Consider the following 25769-nt stretch of genomic DNA (forward strand, 5'->3'; position numbering starts at 1 on the left):
GGGACTTGACCACATCCTCTTTGATGAAATTGATGTTCCACATGCCGCATTCAATAATCCGCACTTCGTTGCGAGAGCAGGTGTCGTCGGAGTTTGTGCCGTTACGCGTTTTGACACGGTCTGGGCCGCCCGCTGCCTCATGCATGAGTGGCCGTTTTCTGTGGCACGTAAAGCGGTGATCTGCGGCAGGCGACCTGCATCGCCCAGCCATCGCTACAAAAAGCGGACGCATGACGCACGTGATCAAATTGGAGTTGGTCCAATGCCTGCTATCCATGTGCGTATTTCAAGTACCGGCAGAACGGATTACCCGCGCGGCCTGTTAGCGTCCCGGGCTCACTCGCATGATGGCGAGTAAGCCTCAACCGCGGAGCGCCAACGTAGCCACAACGAGAGCCGAGAAGATCAGCGCCGGGGCGAGATGCCGGAACGGTTCGCGATTTCGTAGCAACGTGAAGAGCGCGCCAATCATGATCGCACCGGCCAGCGTCAGGCCTAAAACTCTGGTTTGTTGTCCAGGAAGAAGTACTGCACTCAGCAGCTCGAGAGCGCCACAGAGCAATCGAAACCATGCCGGGTAACCCCAGCGTGCGAAGTCGCGTTTCACCGCGCCGCGTCCCGCGAGATTGACCACCCCGGCAACCGCGAACAGAACCGCTACGATCATCGCGAGAATCGATTCGATGGATGCAGTGTTTAACGCCATCGTCATGCTCCGTTGTTTTGCTGAAAGTGGTTCTGTACAGAGAGGTCCGCAATCAGGCCGGGGCCGTGCGGTTCCCACGCAAGAACTTGCCGGGCATGCTGGCCGCTTACCGTCTGGTCGAGCGCCAGTGCGTCAGCAAATGGCCCAAGTGATTTGCGAGCATCGTCGAGCGGCCAAAATTCGACGCGCTCGGCGCCGACCGAGGCCCGAATCGCTTCGCCCATTTCGGCAACGGCAACGGCATCTTCCGCGACCACATTGAAGATCTGTCCCGTGACTCGACCGTCCCCGCTTGCCGCCCGCTCCATCGCACTCAGGTAGGCCGTGGCGAGATCATCGACGTGCACGGCAGGCCAGTGGTTGCGGCCATCGCCGACGACTCTCACAGTGCCGGTCTGACGGACCATACCGGCATGCATGCCGAAGATGCCGCCGCCGTAGCCGTGCACCATCGCCGGCCTGAGGATCACCGCGGCAATCGAGCGGCGTGCTGCTATGGCCAGCACCTGTTGCTCCACTGCGGGCCGCCAGGCGACGAGTGGCGTCGGGTTCAACGCCGATGCTTCAGTCGCGGGCTCGCCCTCCGTATTGCCGTAGACCCAGGTGCCCGACGTATAGATGAACGCCGCGCCCGGATGCAAATGCGAAAGCATCGCCTCAACCGCGGCCTCGTCAGCAGCGGCGGCGGAAGCATCGTTGGTCGACGCCATGTGCACCACGCCATCAGCGGCACCGGCAGTCGCAGCGAAAGACTGTGGCTCACGCAAGTCGCCGCCATGCAGTTTCACGCCGAGACGTGCCAGCGCGCTCGCGGCCGCCGAGCTGTCGTTGCGCACCAGCGCCGTCACCTGATGGCCGAGGCTGATTGCTTTGCGCGCGACCGCTTGCCCGATAAAGCCCGTACCACCTGTAATAAATAGTTCCATAGCGTTCTCCTCGATGATTGCCTGCGAAGTTGATAAGTCACACGAACGAGACTAATCGGTCTCGTTTCGACAAATCTAAACGAGACCGACCAGTCTTGTCAACTACTCGATGATCTGTTATTTATCTGGCATGAACACGTCCTCTCTCCCCGACCTGAGCCCGCTGCAACGCCGTAAGCGGTCCGCCATCCTCGACGGCGCCAAAACCGTTTTTTTAAGCCAGGGTTTCGGCCTGGCAACGATGGACGATGTCGCCGCGGCCGCTGGCGTCGGCAAACAGACGGTCTATCGCCACTTCAAGTCGAAGGAGGCGCTCTTCGTTGGTCTGGTGAGCTCGATGTGCGCTCAGGTGGGCGGATTTCTCGCCAGCGCTCTGGACGAGCAATCCGATGGATCACCTGAAGTCGAGTTGCGCGAGTTGGGATGGGTGTTGGCACAAAGCCTTATCGCGCCGGATTATCTGCGGCTTTACCGGGCCATCGTTGCTGAGGCCGAGCGTCTTCCGGAACTTGGCCAGGTGTTTTACGAAAATGGTGCAAAGGTCGTGCGTGCCTTCGCCGCAAAAATTCTGCGAAAGCGATTTGATGATTCGACTGCTGTATTGCGGGCAGCGACATTCGTTAATTTGGTGCTAGGCGACGCGTATCTGGAACTGTCAATTGGCTTTACGGTGCCCGATGTTCAAGCGCGCTTCGCGCTGCAGATTGACGAGGCGGTGGCGGCTGCACTTCGCTAAGGAGCACCGCATAAGATGTCGAGCCGCTGCATGCGGAGCACAACAGCGTGTAGCGCGGGACACTGCGCTTGCCGATTCGGAACGCAGTCGCGCACCGGTTTCCGTACGGTCCAGGCGCGTCTCTAAAATTGTGAGTGTGGTTTTGTGGCCGGACCCAGCCCGACGACGACCGGCTCAACTCGACCCCAAGCGAACGTTCGAGAGCCCTTGGTTTACGCTCTATCTTCGATGATCGAACAACGCCTCAAGCCGCTTCGCCAGATTGCCCGGTCTTCAACGGGCTGGCCACTTTGTAAGCGCAGAGGTTGACGCCGGACGGCGTTGCTTTTGTACTGACGAGTTCGAATGAGCACGGTGGGGTTCCCTCGGCGAAGAAGCGCTTCCCTGTACCCAGCAGGACTGGATAGACCACCAGCAGGATTTCATCCGCTAGCCCCTGTTCGAGCAGCGTCGATGTCAGCGTGGAGCTCCCCCACAGAATCAGGCCAGGGCCTGCCCGAGACTTGATGCGGCGAATGCCCTCGACAACGTCCGGTCCAAGCCACTCACACGGCCCCCATTCAAGACTTTCGGGGCGGTGCGTCGCGACATATTTGGTTGCCGCATTCAAGCCCTCCGCCATCGGACTGCTCGGTGCCTTTGGCCAAAAGGCCGACCACATATCGTAGGTGCGACGTCCGAGCAGCAGATCGAAGCGCCCCCCATGCTCGGCGAGGAGCGCATCCCGGCCGGCGGGGGTCCGATAGGGCACGGTCCAGTCAGCGTAGGGGAAATCGTCTTCTCCGGATGCCTGGATCACGCCGTCCAACGAGATGTGCTCCATGATTTTGAGCTTTCTCATTGCGTCTCCCGAATTGTGGTCACGCCCCATCATAAAGTCGCCCGGCCTTTTGTTCGTTCCAAGCCAGCCGATGCATTCCTCAACGGTCAACGATACTAGGGAACGGTCGACGATCCGAGCGACGCCAGCAATGTTCGATATCGGCCGACCAGCAACTGCAGCCCTTGATACCGCCGGGTGTCGCGCGATGAGCGGCGCTCAGGGCGTTTTCGTTTCCACGCGTTGCTTAACCGCGGTGTTCATCGCCTGAAAGTTCCGCTGAGTTTCCTCGATTATGTCTTGGGTCAACCGCCCAACGAGCAATCCAGAGAAAGATTCGGTTTGCTCAAGATGGGTGCCGCCAGTGACGGCCGTGAGGTGAATGCAATGCGTACCGTCGAAGACGCCGCGAATCAATATACTGCCACGCCAGCAAAGATCTCGTCCCGGACGAACGATCAGAACTGTCGGCTTGAACTCCATCGAATCCGGTCCATTGCCTAGCACAATGCGGATCGCCTCTCCCTCCCTAAAGTCACCGTCAACACGAGTGATAAAGGGATTCCAATCGGGATACGCGGAGCTATTCGATACGACGTTCCAGACATCGGCAGGCGGACGATCGATGACAATGCCAGCATGCACGCTACTATCTTCGTGCAGGACAAAAAGGGTGCCAATTAGGCCTAAAACAATGACAGCGATGCCTTTCAACAGCAATCCCCGTAAGCCCATATTCGTCCCTTAATCGGTTGCAATCGTGCGGCTGCAGTTTTGCACGCCCGGATTGTTGACGGTCTAGTCACCGACGTCGAGTGTCTGAACCAAGCCGAATCCAAAAGTTCGGTGCCGACCCGGATCAATCGAGCCTGAATCGACATCGGATTTCCGTGGTCGATTCGAAACCGCCTCTCGATGCTACTCGCCGTCGATGGCGGATCGTTTGGTCTCAGTCAGACATCAAGGTTCGTCACGGCGTGCAGGCTCCACTTCGTGAAGGAAGCCGGTAAAGGTGTCACGTGGTGACGACCCAGTGAGTTGGGTCAGGATTCGCCCGATTTCACCGCGATGGTATCCGCCGTGTGCAATGACGTGTCCAAGCATTTCCTCGCGCGACATTTTCCCCGGTGTCCCGTCCGTGAAAGAGAATGCGATTGCTTCCATGAGATCGGCATCGCGCAGGTGCGTAACATATTGGATATACCAGCGATCCATATCTCTGGTCGCATCAAACAGGTCTTCCAGGTTCGGTACGTCGTCGGAATCGGTCCGGGAATAGGCGTGCTTCTCGCACTGAAGATTGGCGCCGAAAATGCGATCAACAATATGGGCATGATTGAAGAGGCTAACCGCCATGCGGAACTCGACCTCGGACGATAGCTTGCCAAGTTGGGCCAACCTTGCAATGAGACCTTGATTGGCCCATGCCTTGTATTCGAACAGGGAAATCAAAAGCGTCTGTGCGCTCATGTGGATTCTCGTGAAGGTACGAGTTGAGCTCTGTGTATTATGCGAGCTGATATTCGCATTCTGACTGGGAGACACAATTTTGAATACTCGCGTTTCCGGACAGCCCAGGATCATGCGGAAGCCGCCGCGACAGCAGCGTTCCCGAGCGACGGTGGACACCATTATTGACGCAGCTATTCGCGTTCTGGAGAGCCGGGGCTGGGCGGATTTCACGACGAACGAAGTGGCCGCGGTTGCTGGCGTCAGCGTTGGATCGCTCTATCAGTATTTCGCTGACAAGTTCGCGCTTGCCGAGATGATTCGCCAGCGCCATCTCGGCTTGGTGCTTGATGCGTTATCCATCTCCGGGGAATGGAGCGAGTCAGGGACGCTCGATGAACGGGTCGTTTGCCTGATCGATGGCGTCATTGCCGTGCACTCAATCAATCATGCGTTGCACCGCGTTCTGCTCGATGAAGTCCCGCTCGCCGGACGCTCGAATTACGGTGACTTTGAAAGGGAATATCAGCGTCGTTACCGCGTTGTCATCGAATCAAGTTCAAAGACACTCGATCCTGCCCGCGACGATGTGGCCGGGCGCGTGCTCGCTGCAGCCGTCGAAGGCGTGGTTCATGCCGCTGCCCGGAACGGGGAGCTCGATTCACCCGTACTTAAGGCAGAACTGGTTGCTTTGGTCTGTGCCTATTTGCGTAATCGAATCGCATTCGCAAAGGTCAGTTTGACTTAATTAAACCGCGCCTCGAAGACAAGACTGAGGCGGCTGTACAACGGTTGCTATCTTCAGATCGCTTGTTGCAGGCTCGCGCCTCGTGACAACGCGCTCGTGTTCGCCTCTCCCGGCGGATTCGCAAAAGGGCCCTTGGGCGGCTGGCAGCAGCCTATCCGGGCTTAGAACCTCTGTCGCCCCTCCAGCGCACTCCACATCCATGCAGTCAGTGCATTCATACGATAACAACAATGCACTGGAATTATCGTTGGCTTCCCGTCAAATTGAAGACGCAAGCATCGTCTTGTAACTCAGCAGGAGGAATCGACAAGCTTTCGCGTGGAGATGCACAGGGCTGTCGATCCGGGCGCAAAGCCACCCATTCGCAGAAAGCGAAACTCAAAAACGGGGAGACACTATGAGGAAGTTGAGCAAGTGGCGTTATGCCTTGCTGCCAGTCGCGCTGGCTTGTCAGCAAGCGCATGCGCAATCGAGCGTCACGTTGTATGGCGTTGTCGATGAAAGCGTCCGATACATGACGAACGCCAACAAAGCGGGTGATTCAAGCGTGGCGCTTGGCAATGGCGGCATGACGCAAAGCCGCTGGGGCCTGAAAGGTGTTGAGGATCTGGGCGACGGATGGTCAACCTTCTTCAAGCTCGAAAATCGATTCGACATCAACAATGGACAAAGCGATCCCACGTTGCCGTATTTCAACGAGGCACAGGTCGGAGTGCGGTCGAGTACGTATGGCCAGGTCATCATAGGTCGTCAGTACAACGTGATGATAGAAGGGATCACCATTGGCGGGTACGGTAGCAATCCGTGGATTCCGTACGACTTCAGCTTTCAGCCCGAGGTGACAATGAGCGGGGGTATCTGGACGAGCAATCAGGTTCAGTACCAGTTTCACGCTCACGACCTCATGGTCTCCGCGGGGTACGCGTTCGGTGGTGTCGCCGGTCACATGTCTTATGGCAGCGAGATGGGCTTGGCCGCGGCCTACGCTCCAGCGGGCGGCCCTGTCTCGCTGGGCGCCGCCTATAAGGAATCGAAGGACTCAGTCAACGGCAGCGATTCGAAGTCATGGACCTTCGGAGGATCGTACACATGGGACAAGACGAGATTCGCGCTGGGGTACATCGTTGACCAGAACGATGCCGGTTTCTCCAATTTCGCTAACGGGCCGTTCACGGCGGCCGCGCTGACGGCGCTCAAGTACACCGACTTTTCGAAGCGCCGGATGATCATGGGCGGCGTTACGCAGCAGGTGGGCAACGCGTGGCACTTTGCGGCGAACGTCTGGCGTACGCTGCAGGATGGCAAGACCCAATCGAAGGACGGGTCGGCGTGGCAGTATCAGCTGGTGGGCGACTACAACTTGTCCAAGCGTACTGACGTCTACCTGGAAGCGGATTACTCGCAATACCGGGGAGATTTGATCGGCGCGCAATTGCAAGGTGTCAACGGCGTCGGGTTGGCTCAGAAGGGTACGCAATTGGGCGTGATGGCAGGTCTGCGTCACCAGTTTTAACGTTACTGTCTGGCTGGATAAAAACTGCGGCGCCCGGTCGAATGCCGGGCGCCGCGGTTTTTTTATCCAGCATCCTGGAGGCTATCTGTCTGGATTTGAAAGTGTTTTCAAACGGTGCGAGATTGTTGCAGTCGTCTACGCGAGCGTTGCGGATCAAGCAGCAGAAATCCTGCTGCGCCTGCCACGATCAACAGCACGCCCGTAGCGGTAAAGCCCAACTCATACCCGCGGTTGTTTGCTACCACGCCAAGCACCTTACCCATCGCCGCAGGGGCAATCAAACCCGCCAACGTTGCAATTGAATTCGTGATCGCCAGCATCGCTCCGCGCCGTACGTCCGGCGTGACTTCGGCCACCAGCAGCGGGCCGAACGTGAAAGCCTGGAGCGCCAGCGCGCTCGCCAGTGCCATCACCGCAACTTTTGCGTACGGCGGGGCATCGACATAAAGCATGCAGTAGGCCATTCCGCTCACGACGAATGCACCGCTGACCAGCGCGCCACGCGCCAGCCGCGACGATACCCCGCGTGCGAGCATCCGATGTGACCACATGGCAAGTGCGAGCCCTATCGGAATTTGCGCCGCTACTTGCAGCGCGAAGAGCCAGCCGGCCTCGGTAGCGCTGAACCCGAGCGCGACCCGAAAATAGCTGGGTACCCAGGTTACCCCGATCGCTATCACCGAATAGGCGACAAGTCCTTGCAGCAGCACGCCGATCACGGTCCGGTCGGTGAGAATGCGCCGATAACTCACACTCGAGCGGACCGGAGCCCAGCCGGCGCGCAGCGCATTCGTGAGCGGTTGGCTGTGGTGCGCGTCGCCGCTTTTCCCCACGCCCAGCCAAAGAATCGTCCACATGACGCCGACCACGCCCAGCGTCAGAAAGGCCGCATGCCAGTACCAGCGTTGAGCGATGAAGGTAAGCACCGGCCCCGCCAGGATGATGCCGGTCGTGGCGCCTTGCTGGACGATGGTGGTCGGCAGGCTGCGTTCATGATCCTCGAACCAGGTGTACACAACGTGAAGCGCGAGCGGTGATGCCGGGCCTTCTCCGGCGCCGAGCAGGATACGACAGCCGAGCAGCACGGCGAAGCTGGTTGGCCACGCAAGCGGCAACTGCGCAACCGCCCACACCATCGCGAGGCCCGCCATCAGCCATTTCACGTTAAGCCGGTCAGCAACCAGCCCGAAGCCGATTCCCGATAACGCGAAAAGCAGGAAAAACGCGCTTCCGACGATTCCGAACTGCGCATGCGTCAGTTGCATGTCGTGCATGAGGGGCAGCGCGACGAGGCCCAGCACGGCCTTGTCGGCGAAATTGATGGCCATGAAAAGAAACAGCGTCGCTACGATCACCCAGCGCCGACCGCTCGCTGTCGCCATGGGTGCAGAGCGGTCCAGCACGAATCCAGAATCTTTTGCTTCAAACATCAAATGCTCCTGAGAAGGCCCTGGCAGTGGGGTCGGCTAACTGGTACCCCGACGCTTTATCACTGGCGATGGCAGCACATGGGCACGGTGGCGGACAAGGCGGGTTTTGGAGCGGTGCGCGATGGTGTGGTTTTCAATAACGTCTCCTCTGTGCGTTGCGCGTATTGAGCTTGTCGAGGCATTCCCGCCCGCATCTTTGCGCCCATTTGAGGTGGTATAACGCAATAGTTCAAGTGCAATCTCTTTATCGGAACGTTGCAAACAATGCATGAAATCAATTCGCGCCGGCTCTCTCACGTGGTTGCGCTGGCCGAGGAAGGAAGTTTCGCCCGAGCGGCTGGCCGGGTCCATTTGAGCCAGCCCGCGCTGAGCCGGAGCATTCAGGCGCTGGAGGACGAACTCGACGTGAAGCTTTTCGATCGTGCCGCGCGAGGCGTCGCGCTGACCGCTGCCGGCCGCCTGCTGGTCGAGCGCGCGCGGCGCGTTCTGTTCGAAACGCGGTGCATGTTCCGTGATGTCGAGTTGCTCAAGGCGCACGAACTCGGCGAGGTGAAGATCGGCCTCGGGCCCTACGCGGCTGTCGTGCTGCTGCCGGACTTGCTGGTTGAGTTTTCACGGCGCTTTCCCAAGATCAAGGTGCTGATCGAGTTGAGGGAAGGCGACGAATTGATGCAGAAACTTCGCGAAGAGCGTGTTGATTTCGTGGTGACGGATCGGCGCGTGCCGCCCGTCGCGCCAGACCTGGCCTTGCACCGGTTGCCGCGTCATGAAGGCGGTTGGTTCGCGCGGCCGGATCATCCCCTGCTGGCGCGGGGCCCGGTGCCGCTGTCCGCGTTGCGGGAGTTTCCACTCGTTTCAGTATCGCTGCCTGGATTTATGAAAGACGCGCTGCATCGTCTGCTCAAGTATCGCGCCCACGAGGAAATTCCGTTGCAGGTCGAGTGCAACGACGTTGCCGTGCTTAAAGACGTCGTGGCGAGAACAGATGCGGTGTTGTTCGCGACGGCCTCGGCGGTCCGGCACGACCTGGAGGCTCAGCGTCTCGCGCGCATTGCGCTCACCCATCCGCCGAAACTGAGCCTTGAATTCGCACTCGTGTCCCTGGCTGAGCGAACCCATTCGCCGGCCGCCAGCGCGGCGCTGGCGTTGACAGAGCAAGTCATGGACAACGCCAATTCGGCCGCACGCGGATTGATGTGATGGGCGGGCAAGATGTAATCGGCAGGCGCCACGCATAGGGCTTTCCCTTGGGCGGGTTGACAAAGCACGAGCGTTCGCCGAGGATCCGGAATCCCGATTCCGTTTTGCGCAACACCGTTCACAAGACCCCATGACCCGACCCCAGCCACGCAGCCGCGCAGCAGTTGAATTCGCCCTCCCGATACCGCGGCAGGCGCGCAGCCAGATCGGGCTGGAAAAGATGCTGCAGGCTGGCCGCGAGTTGATTGAGGAGAGTGGCAATCTGGACGATCTGTCGATCACGGATATCGTCGAACGCTCGGGTACTTCTATCGGCGCGTTCTACAGGCGCTTCGACAGCAAGGACATGTTTTTCGACGTGGTGCTCGACCGCGCAATGGCCCAAAGTCGCGACCGCGTGCGCGACATGGTGGCCAGCGAGCCCGAATGGCGCTCAGGTGACGCGCGAAAAGTCGCGGACGCGATCGTCGAGATGTATGTGCTGTCGTTTCGCCGCAATCGCGGACTGTTCCATGCGTCGCTGTTACGCGTTTCGCGACCGAGAGCGACGTGGGACATCGTCAAGGAAGCGAACCGCGACGTGCTCGCGTTGATCGTACCGCCGCTCGTCGCCGCTATTGCGAAAGAACGCAATGCGAAAAAAGCGGATGCAGAGTCGATCGAATTCGAGGTACAGGCTGCGCTTCAACTGATCCTGGGGATGCTGGTCAACCTCGTCCTGAACGATCCCGGCCCATTGTCACTGGCGAGCCGCCGTCTGACGCCTTGGCTCAAGACACAGTTTTGCCGTTGCCTGGTTCTGGCCGTTTCTTGATTTTTTCAGCAAAAACGGAACAAGAATTCCGGTTCCGATTGTATTTTCGACTACCGCAAGGAGACATCCATGACCCCATGTTGCGCCGGCCTATCGCGCCAACCCGCTTTTGACGCGCCACACATTGGCGATCCGCTCGATGTCGCGTTCGACGCCGGCGTGAACCTCGCCTTCGCGATCGCCGCACCGACCGTCCCGCCGCGCCTGACGCAACATTCGCAGCGCATGGCTCAGCGCATCTACCGCGTGGCGGAGCGCGTGTATTGCGCTGTCGGCTATGCGATTGCGAACATCATCTTCGTGGTTGGCGACGACGGTATTGTGGTGATCGATACAACCGAAGCCGTATCGGCGGCTAAACGAATCTATGAGGACTTCTGTGCAATCGATCCGCGCCACGCGCGATTGCCCGTGAAGGCGGTGGTCTACACGCACAACCATACGGACCACACGGGCGGTGTGCGTGCGTTTGCCGACGAGGCGCAACTCGCGGCGGGAAGTGTCGAGATCATCGCGCATAGCTCGCTGATGGAAACGGTCATCAACAACGCGAACCTTGTCGCGCCTATCCTTGCCGCGCGCTCGGCGTACAGCTTCGGCACACTGCTGCCCGCGGGCCCGACCGGCAAGGTCAATGCAGGGATCGGACCGGTGTTGATTGCCGAACCGGCGAGTTTTCTCGCACCCACGCGCGTATTCGACGATACCCTGGATATCGTGCTCGCCGGGGTGCGTTTCGAGTTCCGCTATGCGCCATCGGAAGCCGATGACGAGATCGTGATGTGGCTGCCCGACCTTGGTGTCCTGCTGTCGGCGGAGGTGATCCAGGGCGAGTGTCTTGCGAACGTGCATACGCTGCGTGGCACGCGCTATCGCGATCCGGTGCGCTGGTATCGAACCATCGACATGATGCGGGACTTCCATGCGGCGCACATGGTGCCGGCGCATGGCCGTCCGGTGTCGGGCGAAGCGGCCGTGGCGGACGTATTGTCCGTGTATCGCGACGCGATCCAGTTCATCCACGACCAGGCGATCCGCCACATGAATCGCGGCCTCACGCAGGACGAACTCGCCGACGCCATTCCGTCGCTGCCGCCGCATCTGGCCCAGCATGCGTGGCTCGGCGAGTACTACGGCACGGTCAAGCATTCCGTGCGGCAGGTGTACACCGGACAACTGGGGTGGTTCGACGGCGATCCCGCTTCTCTCGATCCATTGCCACGTGCAGAGCGGGCTCGCCGCACGGTCGACATGATGAACGGTACCGAAGCCGTGCGCGCGGCCGCCCGGGTGGCGCTCGGGGACGGTGACTGGCGCTGGGCTGCCGAGCTCGCCACATTGCTCGTGCGACTCGATACAACGGATTCCGACGCACGGGCGATCAAGGCGGAGGCGTTGCGCGAGTTGGGGTATCGCACCGAGAACACCAATTGGCGCAACTGGTATTTGAGCGCGGCGCGCGAGCTGGAACATGCTTACGACGAGCTGCCGTTTGCGGGCGGCGGCGGACTGTCCTCCATGGACGTGATGCGCGCGCAACCGCTTGGCAACGTATTGCAGCGCCTCTGCGTTTCTGTCGATCCAGTGCAGTCTGCCGATGTCCACATGATCCTCACACTGTGGCTGACGGATCGGGACGCCATGTTCGCGCTGGAATTGCGCAAGGGGGTGCTTCAGGTGCACGAGCGCCCGTGGCCAAATGCTCACCTTCAGCTTGCGCTCGATACCGCAACTTTGTACACGATGCTGCGCGACATCGCGGGCCAGGTGCCGGGGTTGCTTCAGGAAGGAACCATCGTGCTGGAGCGGGGAACGGTCGATCAACTGCGTACGTTCACAGGCTGCTTTGATCGGCCGCAGCGACGCTTGCCCGCGCTTGCGGCACGTTAGGCATCGAGGAGAAGTACGATGAAAAGCACAATGGAAAGAATCTGGTTGAAAGCCTACCCGCCTGGCGTTCCGGCGGATATCGACCCGACGCAATACCGTTCGCTGCCGGACCTGCTCGATGAGAGCTTCAAGGCGTTTGCGCCACGGCAAGCGTTTGCCTGCATGGGCCGGACGCTGACGTATGCGGAACTCGACGTGCAGTCGCGAAATCTCGGCGCTTGGCTGCAATCCAAGGGGCTCGCCCGAGGCGCGCGGGTCGCGATCATGCTGCCGAATGTGCTGCAGTATCCGGTGGCAATGGCCGCTATCCTGCGCGCGGGTTACGTGGTCGTGAACGTGAATCCGCTCTATACGCCCCGCGAACTCGAGCATCAACTGGTCGACAGCGGCGCGGAGGCGATCGTCCTGCTCGAACCATTCGATGCAGTCTTGCAGGCGGTTCAACGCAACACCCGGGTTTTGCATGTCGTGGTCGCATCGATCGGCGAGATGATGGGCGTGCCGAACCCGCTTGCGTCCAACGAGCAGGCGCCTACCCCGCGCACTACCTTTGGCGACGCGTTGGCGCAAGGCGCCCGCAGCCCGCTCAAGCGTCCCGATCTCGAGCCCGATGACCTGGCTGTGCTGCAATACACCGGCGGCACGACGGGCGTTTCGAAAGGGGCGATGTTGCTGCACAGGAACCTGATCGCCAACGTGCTTCAGAGCGAAGTGTGGCGTGAGCCGTTGACCCGGGAGCGTCCCGATACCGATACCGATCCTATTGTCACCGTGGTTGCCTTGCCGCTATATCATATCTTCGGGCTCACGGTCTGCGCGTTCCTGACCATGCGGGCCGGCGGGCTCGGACTCCTCATTCCGAACCCCCGCGATATTCCCGGCATGATAAAGGCGCTGCAGGGTTACGCGATTACCTCGTTCCCGGCCGTCAACACGCTTTACAACGCGCTGTTGAACGACCCGGGTTTCGCCTCGCTCGACCTGTCCAGACTGATGCTTGCGAACGGCGGCGGCATGGCTATCCAGCAAGGAGTGGCGGCGCGCTGGTTTGAGAAGACGGGCAAGTCGATCATTGAAGGTTATGGGCTATCCGAGACTTCGCCGTGCGCAACCAGCAACCCGTCAAATGGCACCACGTTTAGCGGTACGGTCGGGGTACCGCTGCCTTCAACTTTCATTGCGATTCGCGACGACGATGGGCGTGACGTTGCCCACGGCGAGCCCGGCGAAATCTGCATTTCCGGGCCGCAGGTAATGGCGGGATATTGGAACCGTCCCGATGAAACCGCTAGCGTCATGACACCCGACGGCTACTTCAAATCCGGCGACATCGGCATCATGGATGAGCGCGGCTTCGTAAGGATTGTCGATCGCAAGAAGGACATGGTCATCGTGTCCGGCTTCAACGTGTATCCGAACGAAATCGAGGACGTGGTCGCCTCGCATCCCGGTGTCTTCGAGGTTGCGGCAATTGGCGTGCGCGATGAGCATTCAGGTGAGGCCGTGAAGCTGTTCATCGTGCGCCGTGACGCGCGTCTCACTGAGGGCGACGTCATGGCGTTTTGCCGGGAGCAGCTGACCGGTTACAAGCGACCGAAGGCCATAGAGTTTTGCGACGAACTGCCCAAGAGCAACGTAGGAAAGATTTTGAGGCGCAAGCTTCGCGATAGGGAAAGTTAGGAAGCGGGCGTCACCGGCAGAGTCTGAATTGGATTGGACTCAGCCGGAAGCAGAACTTCGAGCACGGCTTGGCGGGCGTTGTAATCAAATCTAAAAACGCGATGGTGCAGGCCACCATCGCTGAAACATGTCCGTTGGCCGTCTATCCTGCAAACCAGTCGCAGCAGCCCGCCCGTCCCTCGCCCGATACGACGGCGCCCGGCAGTTCATTTCGAGGATTGCTCCGTCGGCAGCAGGCTGCATTGGTACACCGACCGCATGTGTTTCCCGTCGAACATCGCCATACGGCACGCGAAAGCCACGCTCGTAAAAGTGCTTGATGACGTCCGGAACGCGCTCCGGACATGCGGTTTAATCCCGCGGCATTTCACTTCGATTCTGTTTGATTCCGTAACGCAGCGCCTCGCGTCGATCAAGCGGCACATCCCGCCAAGCAGAGCACATCACATTGCAGTGCACACAATCGCGTAACTTAAGCACGTATAGAATACTGGCTTATTCGGCTAAACCGCTCGGACGGGCGCCGGCGCCGTGACGAACAACCATGACACCATGACACGGCAGTCGCGCATAAACGAAACGATCCATGGATACGAAAATAGCGCCGTTTAGCTTGCCTCGCTGGCGATTCACCACCTGGTTATGTTATTCCGGCCCCGACGTACCCGATGACATCCGGGTCGCGCTGATCGGAAGTCTGTTCGGCACACTGCCTATTTTCGCCGGCGGCGTCCTCAATACCATCGCTGTTTCCGTTGCGATCGCCATGCGCGAACCCTCGCCGGCATTTATCGCCTGGGTGGTGATCGAAGTCGTCCTGTGCAGCGCGCGCCTGGTCTTGCTGGTCGCGGCGCATCGGGCGGCGAGGCGCGGACAGCCGACCTTCACCGATGTCTATCTGCTCCTCGGCGTTCTTTGGGGTGCGAGCGTCGGCTACGGTGCATTTATCAGCATCCAGAGTACGGACTGGATTGCCGCCACGCTCTCCTGCTTGTCCGCCGCCGCGATGGTTGGGGGCATCTGCTTCCGGAATTTCGGCGCGCCCCGACTGGTCGGGATCATGATTCTTTTGTCCCTTGGTCCGTGCTGTATTGCAGCGGCCATGTCGAAAGAGCTCATCCTGAGCCTGACGCTGATTCAAATTCCGTTCTACCTCGTTGCGATGAGCATCGCGGCATTTCGCCTGAATGGACTGCTTGTCTCAACCATGAAGGCGGAACGGGAGAACGATCACCGTGCGCGCCATGACGCGCTGACCAGCCTGCCGAATCGCGCCGGGTTGATCCATGCTTCGCAGAACCGATACAAGACAGCGTCGGAAAGTGCCGTAAAAACTGCCGTCCTTTATATCGATCTGGACGGCTTCAAACCCGTCAACGACCAGTACGGCCACGAAGCGGGAGACCTCTTGCTGGTTATGATCGGCGGCCGTCTCAACGCATTGAAGGGGCCGGAGGACATGGTGTTTCGCATTGGTGGCGACGAATTTGTCGTCACGGTCAGGGCGCGCAACCATGAGGAAGCGGCTGCATTTGCGGATCGCCTGATCAGCGAAATGTCGGCGTCGTTTGCGCTGACCGCGCATGTTTCGGTCAGTGTGGGCGCGAGTATTGGCGTGGCTTTGATTCCCGATCACGGCAGCGACGTGCTGACGGCGCTCAATGCCGCCGACAAGGCGCTCAACGTCGCGAAGGCAATGGGCAAATCGCGCTGGAGCTTCGCGTCATAGAGGGGGCAAGTCTTCGCTGATACGTTGGCGTGCTCATCCGCTTCAGTACAGACAAATCGAATCGGCTCAGCCGGGCTGTCGTATTGCCGCTTGGAACGCATGTTCGCAGTAAACGACTTAATACTTAGGCATCCTTGCTTAAGCATGTCCCGCTGTCGCTCTAGTCGATCCGCACTCGACACTCTGGATTTATATCCGGGCACAACCTATAACACCCTTAATCGTGCTGGTTAAGACATTGCGCTTAAGGCCAGCCATTCCCGTTCCTATGATGATTCTCCCTGCTTCGTGACCTGCGAATCCCAAAGCAGGAGAAACCCCGGTCAGTCCAACCGAGCCGCTTTAACAAGCCGGCATTCGTTGTTATCGACGCTGCCGATGCGTTAATCCATTGAGAGGCTGACCGCCTCAGGCGGGGCGACGTGTCGAGCGTAGGCGAGGGTTTCGCTTGATGACGGTGCAGCCTTGATGAAGGCGCTTCGCCAACGAGCATCGACCTTTGCGCCAACTCGATTCGTTCGGAGGACCGTCCCGCGCCACGCTTTTACCCCAAGGAGGAATTCATGGACACGCCCATGGAAGTTGTGAGGCGAGCTTATCAGGCGTTTGGGCGCAACGACATCGAGGCTGTGCTCGAGTGCGTCGCGCCGACGCTTGACTGGCGAATCGTAGGCCCCGCATCGTTACCTCATGCAACGCAATGTCGTACCCGGCAGGAGGTCGGGCAGTATTTCAAAGATCTGGCCGCGGACGGGGAGATCACGACGTGGGAACCCCGGGAGTTTATCGACGCGAACGAGCATATTGTCGTTCTCGGGTTTGTCCGGGTGACGCTAAAAGAAACCGGCAAGCCATTCGAAACGGAGTGGGTTCACATCTGCACGATAAAGGACGGCTTGTTGACCCGCTGGATCGAGTTCTTCGATACCGCGGCGCGTTTGACCGCTTCACTGCGCGATTGACTCAGGGTGAGGTGCGGCACACGTTAGCCGGGTGCCGCATTCGTCAGGCTCACTGCTATTTCCGTGGCGGAATGTGCTGGGCAATTGTCCGCCACATTGCACGAAGGCCGCAAAATCGTTGGTGAATCACATTGCCGCCAGGCAACGGAATTCACCCTGTCGGGCCTGCGCTAGCCTTCGCCGACTGGCTTCGATCCCCCGTTGAGCCATGCCATCTCCACGTGCAGGAGTTCCGACAAGCGACGGCAGTCGGCGGCTCGCGGCAACGTGATACCCGCTCGCCACAGCGTGACGTCCCCCTCGGTGACACCCAGCGATTTCGCCACGCGCCCGGACGAAAGCCCGGAACGCTTGATGGTCATGTCGAGCCTTGCCGCGAATGCGCGGCCCGCCCGTTGGCGATCAGGGGCTTCGCTGACGTGATGGTCGGAAAGGGCATGCGCGTTCATGAATGTCGCAGGATCTGATACACGGTTACGGTGGTCGAACGGGGCACTGTACGCGACGAACGAGTCGCGATGGTGACATTACATACCGCTAGAAAGAGCCGATGTGTCTGCGAGCGTACACAAGATGAGAGGCGCCTGGATCGATAGCCGCGCCTACGCTTTTTTAATGATGTTTTGATGGCAACCGAACATTGAACGGATGTTTCTCGACGCTCGCCATTTCGATGGCACTTCTCAGCAGACAGTCTGTCGAACCGGCCGGCGGGAAGCGCAACGCGTGCCTCGCTCCGCCTCGCACACATCGATTGATTGTGCGCATTTCGCGGCGCCCGGTCCCGGTCGCCCGGTCGCCGCGGCAACGTTTGCGCAAGGGCGCTCGCGGGAGTAGGGAGGACGAAGCTGGATTTCGCATGAGCAGCAACCGCTGCCGGTTTTACTACGAGGAGGATGCATGGCAGTGAACTACGGGGTGCTCAAGGGCACCGTGACCGGTCATCTTCGCAATGCCGATGACGACCACTATCAAATCCTGGTCCACGCAGGAACGACGGTTTTCCGGATTGCGTCGAACGTAAAGTCGTCGGCGCCGCACGCGCCTTCAACGGTTTTGTTCGAAGAGCAGGATACGTTGCCCGAGACACTGACGAGCGGTCTGGGCGCGTTGACGCCCGGTTTCACCACGCTGCCGTCTACGCCCGGCGGTCTCGCCATCGACTATGTGCGCGGCGGCCTGGTCGATATCAAGGCAATGACGCCCGTTCCCGCCGACGCACCCGGCTCGACCAATGATCTGAAAGACAAACTGGAAAGCGCGGTTGTTGCGGCGATGGCCATGGAAGGGTCGATCATTTACGCATTTGGATCGAGATGGGGTCCTGAAGAAAACAAGCCGGACCAGTATTTCAAATTTGTCCCCGGCAATGGCGTCCACGACATCCATATGAACCAGGGCAATGGCGCCCCGTACGAGCAGGACAACGGCGCGTATCAGGACGGAGCGCTGATGATCGCGTACGCGGACGGCACGTGGCGCGCGTTTTTCTTCGCGTTCCAGTCGCAGACCTTCGATACCGACGACCAGGGCAATCCGCTAGCGGGAGGGTAAGCGCGTGGTGTGAGCGCTTCGAAAAGTCATCCTTGCCGGATGGCTTTTCGAACTCGGGCTGGACGTTAAACCTTCTTCAAATAGCAGGCTTTCAGCATAAAGCTGCCGGCGTCCATCTTGCAGTCGACCTCGTGGTCGCCGCCTACCAGCCGGATGCTCTTCACCTTCGAGCCCACCTTCAGCGTGATCGACGAACCCTTCACTTTCAGGTCCTTGATCAGCACCACGGAATCGCCGTTGGCCAGCACATTGCCATTGGCGTCCTTCACGACTGCGTTCGCGTCGTCATCGGCCGGTGTGGCTTCTGACGCTGACCATTCGTGACCGCAGTCTGCGCAAATGATGCGATCGGCGTCCGCGTAGGTATTCTCCATCGAGCAAAGCGGGCAGGCTGGGAGTGTAGACATAGTTCCTTCAAATAATCGTAACAGTCGAGGAGGCGCGAACGCGCTCCGGCGGCCGGGATTATAAGGGGCTGGCCGATTGCATTGTTAACCCGGGGCTGCATCACGCGAACCGTCGCGCCCGACGTACGCCGGACCGAGATCCGAGATTCCCTGGCACCCCAGCAAGCGCAGCGAAATCAGCATCTCTTCCATGATCAGCGCGAGCACTTCGCTGGCCCCGGCTGCGCCGCGCGAAGCGAGTCCATACAACGGCGCTCGCCCGAGCAACACGCCGCGCGCGCCTAACGCTACGGCCTTCAATGCATCGCTGCCGCGCCGTACTCCGCCATCGATAAAAATCTCCGTCTTTCCGCGTACTGCCGCAACGATTCCCGGCAGCAGCTCCAATGGCGCGAACGTGCTCCCCAACTGCCGCCCCCCATGATTCGATATCACCATGCCATCAGCGCCATGCGCAGCGGCCAGCAATGCATCTTCGATACCCATGATGCCCTTGACGATCACCTTGCCGCTCCAGTGCCGTCGTACCCACTCCAGATCCCTCCAGCCCAGCGTCAAGTCCATCTGCCGGCTCAGCATGGCGGAATGACGCGATAGATCCGCATGCTCGCCCACGCTCTTCGCAATGTTCTTTAATTGCGGCGAACCCGTGCGCGCCATCTGCCAGCACCAGTGCGGATGTGTCAGGCAATCGGCGAGAAGCTTGGGCGATAAACGCAGCGGCAACCGGAAACCATTGCGCGTGTCGTGATCGCGCTTGCCGTGCACCGGGACATCGACGGTGAGAACCAGGGTTGAATAACCTGCAGCGCTCGCGCGCCGCATCAAGTCTTCGGCAATGCCGCGATCCTGTTGCACATAGAGCTGCATCCACAGGTCGCCTTGCGGCGCGGCGGCGCGCACGTCCTCCAATAGCGACGTCGACGCGGTCGACAACACGAACGGCAAGCTCGCGCGACTTGCGGCCTGTGCGAGCAGTTCGTCGGCGCGCGGCCAGAAGAGACCGTTCAGGCCCGTCGGTCCCACGATCAGCGGCGCGGCCGCTTCGCGTTCAAAAAATTGCGTCGTGCTTGAACAGCGCGACACATCTGTGAGGACGCGCGGTTTGAACAGCCACTGCCGATACGCATCGCTATTGCGCCGCAACGCGTCGCCGTCTTCAGCACCGCCATCAAGATAGTCAAACGCAAGCCGCGGCAAGCGCCGCCGTGCAGCGATCCTGTACTCAGCAACAGACGCAAGCATCAATACTCCACGAAATAGCAATCGGCCACAAACACGTGATTCGATTGCACTACAATTGAGATAATCACAATCCGATACTTTCGAATCTCACACGAGCATGTCAAAAAGCGCCGCTGGCACGCCGGAAAAGCCCGACGAGAAAGCGCTTCAGCGCTCATCGCTATTCGTCGGGTCGACGGAAAAAGCCTTCCAGGTCCTGCACGCCTTCGACGGTCCGAGCCGTCACATGACCCTCGTCGATATCGCCCGCGCATCCGGCCTTGACCGCAGCGCGACCCAGCGCCTTGTTCATACGCTCGAAGCGCTCGGCTACCTTTATCGCGTGCCCGAAACGCGGAACTACGCCCTGACGACGAAGGTGTTGCAGTTCTCGTACAACTACGTGCGGGCCAACGAACTCATCGACAAAGCCTCACCGTATCTGCTCGATATCAGCCGTCGTCTCGGCGAAACCACCAACCTGCTGGAACTCGACGGCCACGAGATCGTGTTCGTCGCGCGCTTTCCGGGGCAGCATCTGGTGAACATCGACATTGTGGTCGGCGCTCGTTTGCCGGCGATGTTTACGGCTGCGGGCATAGCAATCCTTTCTCGTCTGTCGGACGAGCGCGTGCGCGAAATCCTGGCGCAGACGCCGCTTGACCCGCTGACGCACTACACTGAAATCCATCCCGACAAACTGCTCGAACGCGTCCGCAAGGTCGCGCGACGGGGTTACGCGGTGATCGAAAACGAGACGGTGCTCGGTGATATTTCGGTCGCCGCTCCGGTCACGGATCACGGCGGCATGGCGGTTGCCGCGATCAATATTTCGGTGCCCACGTCGCGGTGGTCGATCGAACGCGTGGAAGCCGAACTCGCGCAGCATGTGCAAGTCGCCGCGACTTCGATTTCGAAGGCACGGCTGTCGACTTACAAGCGTTGAGGTTTTAACAACAACGCGTCAAACCCCGCGTTCAAACAAGTCGAGTTGTTTCTCCAGTTCCACGCGCAAGCTCGCCGATAACCCCGGCTCCGCCTGAACCAGTGGCGCGAGCATCGCGGGCGCGTGGACATCGATCAGGTCCATCACGGACTTCATCGGACCGGGATTCGTCTCGGCGAACGCCAGGTTCATCAGCGGAATCAGCGAGCGATGCAGCGTCAACGCTTCCTGCGTCTTCCCCTCTGACGCCAACTGATAAATTTTTCTCCACGCAGTCGGCAGCAACGTCGCCGTCACCACGATCCCACCCTTGGCGCCGGCCGCCACGTGCAACGGGAACAACGTATCCTCACCGCTTAGTATGGCGAACGATTCATCCACGCCCGCAACGGTGCGCAGAAAATGCCACATGTCCGTGTTGCATGCCTTCATGCCGATGATCCGCTCATGCTTCGACAACTCATGCAGCACTTCGGGCGCAATCGCAATCCGCGTGCGGTACGGGATTTCATAGATGAGAATCGGCAGCGGCGATTCATCGGCGTAACGCATGAAGTAATCCCGAATGCCGCTTTGCGTCGGATTCGTGTAATAGGGCGTCAGCACGAGCAGACCATCGGCGCCGGCGGCCGCGAAGTCCTTGCCCGCTTGCATCGCATCGTGATAACCGGGATCGAGCACGCCCGCAATAACGGGAACCTTGCCCGCTGCCTGTTCCGCCGTTATCTCGGCCATGCGAATGCGCTCGGCGCGCGAGAGTGCGCCATATTCACCGGTGCCGCCAAGCGGCACGACCCCGTCCACGCCCTGCTTCAGCAGATAGCGCATGAGCGCGCGAGCGGCGTCGGCGTTGATGGTGTCATCGGGATTGACGGGAGTTGGAATGGCCGGCAAGACGCCACGCAGTTGGAGGGCTGAAAGCATGAGTTAGTCCTGGAAAACAAGGTTATTCAAGAAGCGAGGCTGCGGCGGCGCAACCGGTCCGCCACCCAGATCAAGGCTGCAATAAAGACGAACAGGCACGTGGAAACGGCCGCGATGACCGGTGAAATCTGCATCGTGATTTCGTCCCAGAACTGCTTGGGCAAGGTCGTACTCAAGCCGCCCGACGAGAACAGCGCGATGGTCAGTTCATCGAAGGAAGTGGCGAAAGCAAACAGGAACGACGACATCAACCCTGCGCCAAGAATCGGGAACGTGACGCGGCGCAGCGTGGCCCACGGGCGTGCGCCCATGCTGTGCGCGGCGAGGTCGAGCCGCGTGTCGTAGTTGCGCAGTACGGCCATCATGGTGATCACCACGTAGGGCACGGCCACCACGGTGTGTCCCAGCACGAGGCCGAACGATGATCCGATCAGGCCGATCTTCGCGAAGAAATAGAACACGCCTACCGCAATGATCATGCGTGGCACCACGATCGGCGCGAGGATGAAAGCAAGCATGGCCGCCTTGCCCTTCATGCCGCCGCGCACCAGCAGGAATGCGGCGGGCGTGCCTATTAGCATCGAGAGAATGCCGGTGCCGATACCCACCAGCATCGAGCGCGTGATGGCCTGCATCCACAACGGCGAATCAGTGATCTGCCGATACCACTGCAACGAGAAACCGTGCGGCGGCCACGCGAGGCCAGACGCGGAATCGAACGAGAGTGGAATCATCAGGAACGCAGGCGCGCTCAGGAAGACCAGCAGCAGGATCACCACCACGCGCAACGTCAGGCTTTCGACATTGGCGGCGCGGCGTTTGCGGCGTTTGGGCAATACGCCGATCACCGCATCTGTCGCGTTGCCCAGCGCGGTCAGGATCACATCGCCGAGTTTGCGGCTCCAGCCGCCGCCGCGCTTCGGACCACGCGCGGACGAGCTGCCGCCGGCCATGGTGGAGAGACCTACCATGCGGTCATAGATCAGGAACACGAGCAGCACGACCGCCAGCAGCAGCACGGAGATTGCGCCCGCGAAACCCCAGTTCAACGCCTGCATCACCTGGTCGATGATCAGCTGCGTAATCATGGTCTGATGGCGTCCACCGAGCAGCGTGGGTGTGATGAAGAAGCCGATGGCCGTGACGAACACCATCAACGCGCCTGCGGCCACACCCGGCAGCGACAGCGGGAAATACACCTTCCAGAACACTGTGCCCGGACGCGCGCCGAGCGTGGCGGCAGCGCTTGGCAAGCGGCGGTCGATGTTCTCCATCACCGAGAGCATGGTCAGCACCGCGAGCGGCATCAGCGCGTGGACCATGCCGACGATCACGGCGGAAAAGTTATAGAGCAGGCTCAGCGGCCGGTCGATGATGCCAAGTCCAAGCAGCATCTGGTTGATCACGCCGTTGCGCCCGAGCAGCACGACCCATGCGAACGTGCGCACGAGAAAGCTGGTCCAGAAGGAGAGCAGGACCCAGAACAGCAGACGGTTCTTGCGTTCACGCGTCAGCGAGGAAATCAGGTAAGCAATCGGGTACCCGGTGAGCACGGAGAAGAAGGTCGTCCACAACGAGACCTTCAGCGTGATCAGCAATACATCCACATACACCGGCGAAGCAAAGAGCCGCTTGTATTCAACGAGCGTAAAGCCGCTGCCGTTATGTACGCTCAGCAGCAACAACTGGCCGACGGGGTACACGAGCATCACGAGCAGCAACACGATGATCGGCGCGCTCATCGCGCCGGGTCGCAACCATGCTCGCCATCGGGCAGGGCGTGGCGGCGGTGCGTCGGGATGCATTTGTTCAGCGGTCAGGGCGGAACGATTCATCGCTTACCCCGCAATGGCAACAGCGTCCGCGGTCAGCCACGAAAGCCCGAGCGTCTGCCCGATCTCGTACTGACGGCCGAGCCGGTTGGTGGGAAAAGCCGCGACAAGCGGCGGGGCATCGCTGATATGTGACTGCAGATAAAGCTTCGTCATGCTGCCGGTGACCATGATGTCGGTGAGTTTCGCCGACAACGTGCCGCCGTTAATCGACGCTCCCGGCGGTCCATCGTGGATCTGCAGGTTCTGCGGGCGCAGCATCAGTTTCACCGGGCGGCCGTCGCGGATCACGGAGTCGTACGCCATCGCGTTGACGTTCGCGCCGCCCTGCACGCTGATCTGCACCTGATCGCCGCTGCGCCCTGTGACCACCGCGTCGAGCAGGTTCGATTCGCCAAGGAAGTCCGCGACAAACACGCTCTTCGGACGGAAGTACAGATCGGCGGGCGTGCCGAGTTGCGCAATCGATCCGGCGTTCATCAGGCAGATGCGGTCGGACATGGTCATCGCTTCTTCCTGGTCGTGCGTGACGTAGACAATCGTCGTGCCCAGGTCCCGATGAATCCGCTTGATCTCCAGTTGCATCTGGTCGCGCAATTTCTTGTCGAGCGCACCGAGCGGTTCGTCCATCAGGATGATCGACGGACGGTAGACCATGCAGCGCGCGAGTGCAATCCGCTGCTGCTGACCGCCCGACAATTCCCGCGGATAACGCCCTGCCACATGCGGCAGATGCACCATCTCGAGCGCTTGCATGACCTTCTCACGCGTCGCTTTGGCGTCGGTCTTGCGCATCTGCAACGGGAACGAAATGTTCTCCGCTACCGTCATGTGCGGGAACAGCGCGTAGTTTTGAAACACCATGCCGATGTCCCGCTCATACGGCGCTCCATACGTCACGTCGACGCCATTGATCCGCACCTGGCCATCGTCCGGCTGCGCGAGCCCGGCGATCAGGCTGAGCAGCGTCGTCTTGCCTGATCCGCTGGGTCCGAGCAGGGTCAGGAATTCGCCCTGGGCGACATCGAGATCGGTGGGCGCGAGGGCAACGAAGTCGCCATAACGCTTGCAGAGTCCGGTGATTTGAAGGTTCGAGGCAGGCATGGAATCGGCATCCGTGACGGTGAAAACACAAAGGAAGCGATAAAAACAGCGCTCAGGTCAGGATCCAGCTATTGAAGCGTTCGAGCGCGACGCTTTGTTTTTCCTGCCAGAACTTCGCATCGATATGCAGGCCGTTCTTCATGTTCTCCGGGAACGTCGGGCAGTTCTTCGCGATCTCGGGTTTGATGTAGTTGAATGCTTCGGGCTGCGTAACACCGGCCGGGAAAAATTCGACCAGCGCGGCCTGACGTTTCGGGTCGGACGCAAACTTGATGAACTCGCGGCAGGCGGCGGCATTCGGCGTGCCTTTGAGGATCGACCAGTTGTCGACGCCCCAGATGTTCTGGTTCCAGACGATCGCCACCGGCGCGCCGTTTGCAATAGCCGATTGCGCCCGCGATACCCACGTGCTGATCATGTCGACTTCACCGGAGCCCAGCATCTGTTCGACTTGCGAGCCCGTGGTCCACCACACATCGACGTGCTTGGAAATCTTGTCGAGGCTCGCGATGCCCTTGTCGAAGTTGACCGGATAGACCTGCGAGAGCGGCGTGCCGTCGGCCATCATCGCTTCTTCGAAGGTATCGAACGGATACTTGCGCAAGCCGCGACGGCCTGGGTAGTCCTTGACGTTCCACATATCGGCCCATGAATTAGGGGCTTTGCGACCCTTGAAGGCGTCAGTGCGATAGGCGAGCACGGTCGTATAAATGTTGGTGCCAACGCCATACGGCGACATGTATTGCGATGGAATCTTCGCGATCACTGGGTCGGCTTCAAGCCCGTGCTTCTCCAGGTATTCCTTGCCGCCGCCCGTCAATAGGAGGATGGCAGGCTGACTGATCTTGGCCATGTCCCACGTGTAGCTGCCGGTCTCGACCATGCTCTTGATCTGCGCTGTGGGTTCGGCGTTAGCTTGCACGCCGATCACTTCAATGCCCGTTTTCTCCGTGAACGGCTTGTAGAAAACGGCGCCATACGCCTTGGTGTAGATGCCGCCATCGTCGCGAATGACGATCCGTTTGTTCGCCGCGCGCGAGGGCGTGCAGACGAACGGGAACGCCACAGCGGCAGCGCCGGCGACAGCCGTTTTGATGACCGTGCGGCGGCCGGGTTGTTGAAGCTGTTGAATCTCATCGCGTGCGGGCTGCTTTTTCATGTCGGCTCCAAGGGTG

The 25769-nt window shown here is 60.0% G+C and carries 24 protein-coding genes; 11 read left to right on the forward strand and 13 right to left on the reverse strand.

Annotated features, from left to right (window positions below):
• Positions 1–361: 361 nt before the first annotated feature.
• Positions 362–706, reverse strand: coding sequence for a DoxX family protein (locus tag FH08_RS0110845; RefSeq protein ID WP_031358336.1), 345 nt, complete (start codon positions 704–706; stop codon positions 362–364).
• A gap of 2 nt (positions 707–708) precedes the next feature.
• Entirely contained in the window at positions 709–1632 is a 924-nt protein-coding gene (locus FH08_RS0110850; RefSeq protein ID WP_031358337.1) for an NAD-dependent epimerase/dehydratase family protein, read from the reverse strand.
• A 130-nt stretch (positions 1633–1762) separates the two neighbouring features.
• Here FH08_RS0110850 and FH08_RS0110855 point away from each other — a divergent pair, with 130 nt between their 5' ends.
• Complete coding sequence (locus FH08_RS0110855) at positions 1763–2368, forward strand: TetR/AcrR family transcriptional regulator (protein ID WP_031358338.1); 606 nt, start codon at positions 1763–1765, stop codon at positions 2366–2368.
• A gap of 244 nt (positions 2369–2612) precedes the next feature.
• Here the strand turns inward: FH08_RS0110855 and FH08_RS0110860 are convergent, their stop codons facing one another.
• The 3 genes from FH08_RS0110860 to FH08_RS0110870 form a co-directional block, all read right to left on the reverse strand.
• Complete coding sequence (locus tag FH08_RS0110860) at positions 2613–3209, reverse strand: dihydrofolate reductase family protein (RefSeq protein WP_031358339.1); 597 nt, start codon at positions 3207–3209, stop codon at positions 2613–2615.
• Between the two features lie 198 nt (positions 3210–3407).
• Complete coding sequence (locus tag FH08_RS0110865; RefSeq protein ID WP_160172459.1) at positions 3408–3902, reverse strand: SRPBCC domain-containing protein; 495 nt, start codon at positions 3900–3902, stop codon at positions 3408–3410.
• A gap of 246 nt (positions 3903–4148) precedes the next feature.
• Positions 4149–4658 carry a DinB family protein gene (locus FH08_RS0110870; RefSeq protein ID WP_031358341.1) on the reverse strand — a complete coding sequence of 170 codons (510 nt, stop codon included), beginning with the start codon at positions 4656–4658 and terminating at the stop codon, positions 4149–4151.
• A gap of 151 nt (positions 4659–4809) precedes the next feature.
• Between FH08_RS0110870 and FH08_RS0110875 the strand changes: the two genes are divergently transcribed.
• Both FH08_RS0110875 and FH08_RS0110880 read left to right on the forward strand, forming a co-directional pair.
• A complete protein-coding gene (locus FH08_RS0110875) occupies positions 4810–5385 on the forward strand; it encodes a TetR/AcrR family transcriptional regulator (protein WP_235210331.1) in 576 nt (191 codons plus the stop codon).
• 397 nt (positions 5386–5782) lie between these two features.
• Positions 5783–6898, forward strand: a complete 1116-nt coding sequence (locus FH08_RS0110880) for a porin (RefSeq protein ID WP_031358343.1) — start codon at positions 5783–5785, stop codon at positions 6896–6898.
• Between the two features lie 107 nt (positions 6899–7005).
• Here the strand turns inward: FH08_RS0110880 and FH08_RS0110885 are convergent, their stop codons facing one another.
• The gene (locus FH08_RS0110885) at positions 7006–8328 is read right to left on the reverse strand and encodes an MFS transporter (RefSeq protein WP_051888125.1); all 1323 of its coding nucleotides are present in this window, start codon (positions 8326–8328) and stop codon (positions 7006–7008) included.
• Between the two features lie 264 nt (positions 8329–8592).
• Between FH08_RS0110885 and FH08_RS0110895 the strand changes: the two genes are divergently transcribed.
• The 6 genes from FH08_RS0110895 (at position 8593) to FH08_RS0110925 (ending at position 16603) form a co-directional block, all read left to right on the forward strand.
• Positions 8593–9528, forward strand: coding sequence for a LysR family transcriptional regulator (locus FH08_RS0110895; RefSeq protein ID WP_051888126.1), 936 nt, complete (start codon positions 8593–8595; stop codon positions 9526–9528).
• A 130-nt stretch (positions 9529–9658) separates the two neighbouring features.
• A complete protein-coding gene (locus FH08_RS0110900) occupies positions 9659–10342 on the forward strand; it encodes a TetR/AcrR family transcriptional regulator (RefSeq protein WP_063771190.1) in 684 nt (227 codons plus the stop codon).
• 69 nt (positions 10343–10411) lie between these two features.
• Entirely contained in the window at positions 10412–12232 is a 1821-nt protein-coding gene (locus FH08_RS0110905) for an alkyl sulfatase dimerization domain-containing protein (RefSeq protein WP_051888130.1), read from the forward strand.
• A 30-nt stretch (positions 12233–12262) separates the two neighbouring features.
• A complete protein-coding gene (locus tag FH08_RS0110910) occupies positions 12263–13912 on the forward strand; it encodes a long-chain-fatty-acid--CoA ligase (RefSeq protein WP_031358348.1) in 1650 nt (549 codons plus the stop codon).
• Positions 13913–14498: 586 nt separating this feature from the next.
• On the forward strand, positions 14499–15641 hold the full coding sequence (locus FH08_RS0110920) for a GGDEF domain-containing protein (RefSeq protein WP_031358350.1): 1143 nt from the start codon (positions 14499–14501) through the stop codon (positions 15639–15641).
• A gap of 563 nt (positions 15642–16204) precedes the next feature.
• The gene (locus FH08_RS0110925; RefSeq protein ID WP_031358351.1) at positions 16205–16603 is read left to right on the forward strand and encodes a nuclear transport factor 2 family protein; all 399 of its coding nucleotides are present in this window, start codon (positions 16205–16207) and stop codon (positions 16601–16603) included.
• Between the two features lie 170 nt (positions 16604–16773).
• Here FH08_RS0110925 and FH08_RS0110930 read toward each other — a convergent pair whose 3' ends face one another.
• Positions 16774–17052, reverse strand: coding sequence for a transcriptional regulator (locus FH08_RS0110930; RefSeq protein ID WP_031358352.1), 279 nt, complete (start codon positions 17050–17052; stop codon positions 16774–16776).
• Positions 17053–17503: 451 nt separating this feature from the next.
• On the opposite strand from FH08_RS0110930, the gene FH08_RS0110935 reads away from it, so the two are divergent.
• Complete coding sequence (locus FH08_RS0110935; protein WP_031358353.1) at positions 17504–18157, forward strand: YukJ family protein; 654 nt, start codon at positions 17504–17506, stop codon at positions 18155–18157.
• A 65-nt stretch (positions 18158–18222) separates the two neighbouring features.
• Here the strand turns inward: FH08_RS0110935 and FH08_RS0110940 are convergent, their stop codons facing one another.
• Together FH08_RS0110940 and FH08_RS0110945 are read right to left on the reverse strand one after the other, a co-directional pair.
• Positions 18223–18564 carry a zinc ribbon domain-containing protein YjdM gene (locus tag FH08_RS0110940; RefSeq protein ID WP_031358354.1) on the reverse strand — a complete coding sequence of 114 codons (342 nt, stop codon included), beginning with the start codon at positions 18562–18564 and terminating at the stop codon, positions 18223–18225.
• A gap of 84 nt (positions 18565–18648) precedes the next feature.
• The gene (locus tag FH08_RS0110945; protein ID WP_031358355.1) at positions 18649–19809 is read right to left on the reverse strand and encodes an alpha-hydroxy acid oxidase; all 1161 of its coding nucleotides are present in this window, start codon (positions 19807–19809) and stop codon (positions 18649–18651) included.
• Between the two features lie 97 nt (positions 19810–19906).
• Between FH08_RS0110945 and FH08_RS0110950 the strand changes: the two genes are divergently transcribed.
• Complete coding sequence (locus FH08_RS0110950; protein ID WP_031358356.1) at positions 19907–20734, forward strand: IclR family transcriptional regulator; 828 nt, start codon at positions 19907–19909, stop codon at positions 20732–20734.
• A gap of 18 nt (positions 20735–20752) precedes the next feature.
• On the opposite strand, the gene dapA is transcribed toward FH08_RS0110950, so the two are convergent.
• The 4 genes from dapA to FH08_RS0110970 all read right to left on the reverse strand — a co-directional run bounded on the left by dapA (position 20753) and on the right by FH08_RS0110970 (position 25753).
• Positions 20753–21658, reverse strand: a complete 906-nt coding sequence (dapA, locus tag FH08_RS0110955) for a 4-hydroxy-tetrahydrodipicolinate synthase (protein WP_031358357.1) — start codon at positions 21656–21658, stop codon at positions 20753–20755.
• Positions 21659–21684: 26 nt separating this feature from the next.
• On the reverse strand, positions 21685–23400 hold the full coding sequence (locus tag FH08_RS0110960) for an ABC transporter permease subunit (RefSeq protein WP_152602801.1): 1716 nt from the start codon (positions 23398–23400) through the stop codon (positions 21685–21687).
• Between the two features lie 96 nt (positions 23401–23496).
• On the reverse strand, positions 23497–24594 hold the full coding sequence (locus tag FH08_RS0110965; protein ID WP_031358359.1) for an ABC transporter ATP-binding protein: 1098 nt from the start codon (positions 24592–24594) through the stop codon (positions 23497–23499).
• 52 nt (positions 24595–24646) lie between these two features.
• Complete coding sequence (locus FH08_RS0110970; protein WP_051888131.1) at positions 24647–25753, reverse strand: ABC transporter substrate-binding protein; 1107 nt, start codon at positions 25751–25753, stop codon at positions 24647–24649.
• Between the last annotated feature and the right edge of the window lie 16 nt (positions 25754–25769).

Source organism: Caballeronia sordidicola, from assembly GCF_000729995.1.
Classification (GTDB): Bacteria; Pseudomonadota; Gammaproteobacteria; order Burkholderiales; family Burkholderiaceae; genus Caballeronia; species Caballeronia sordidicola_A.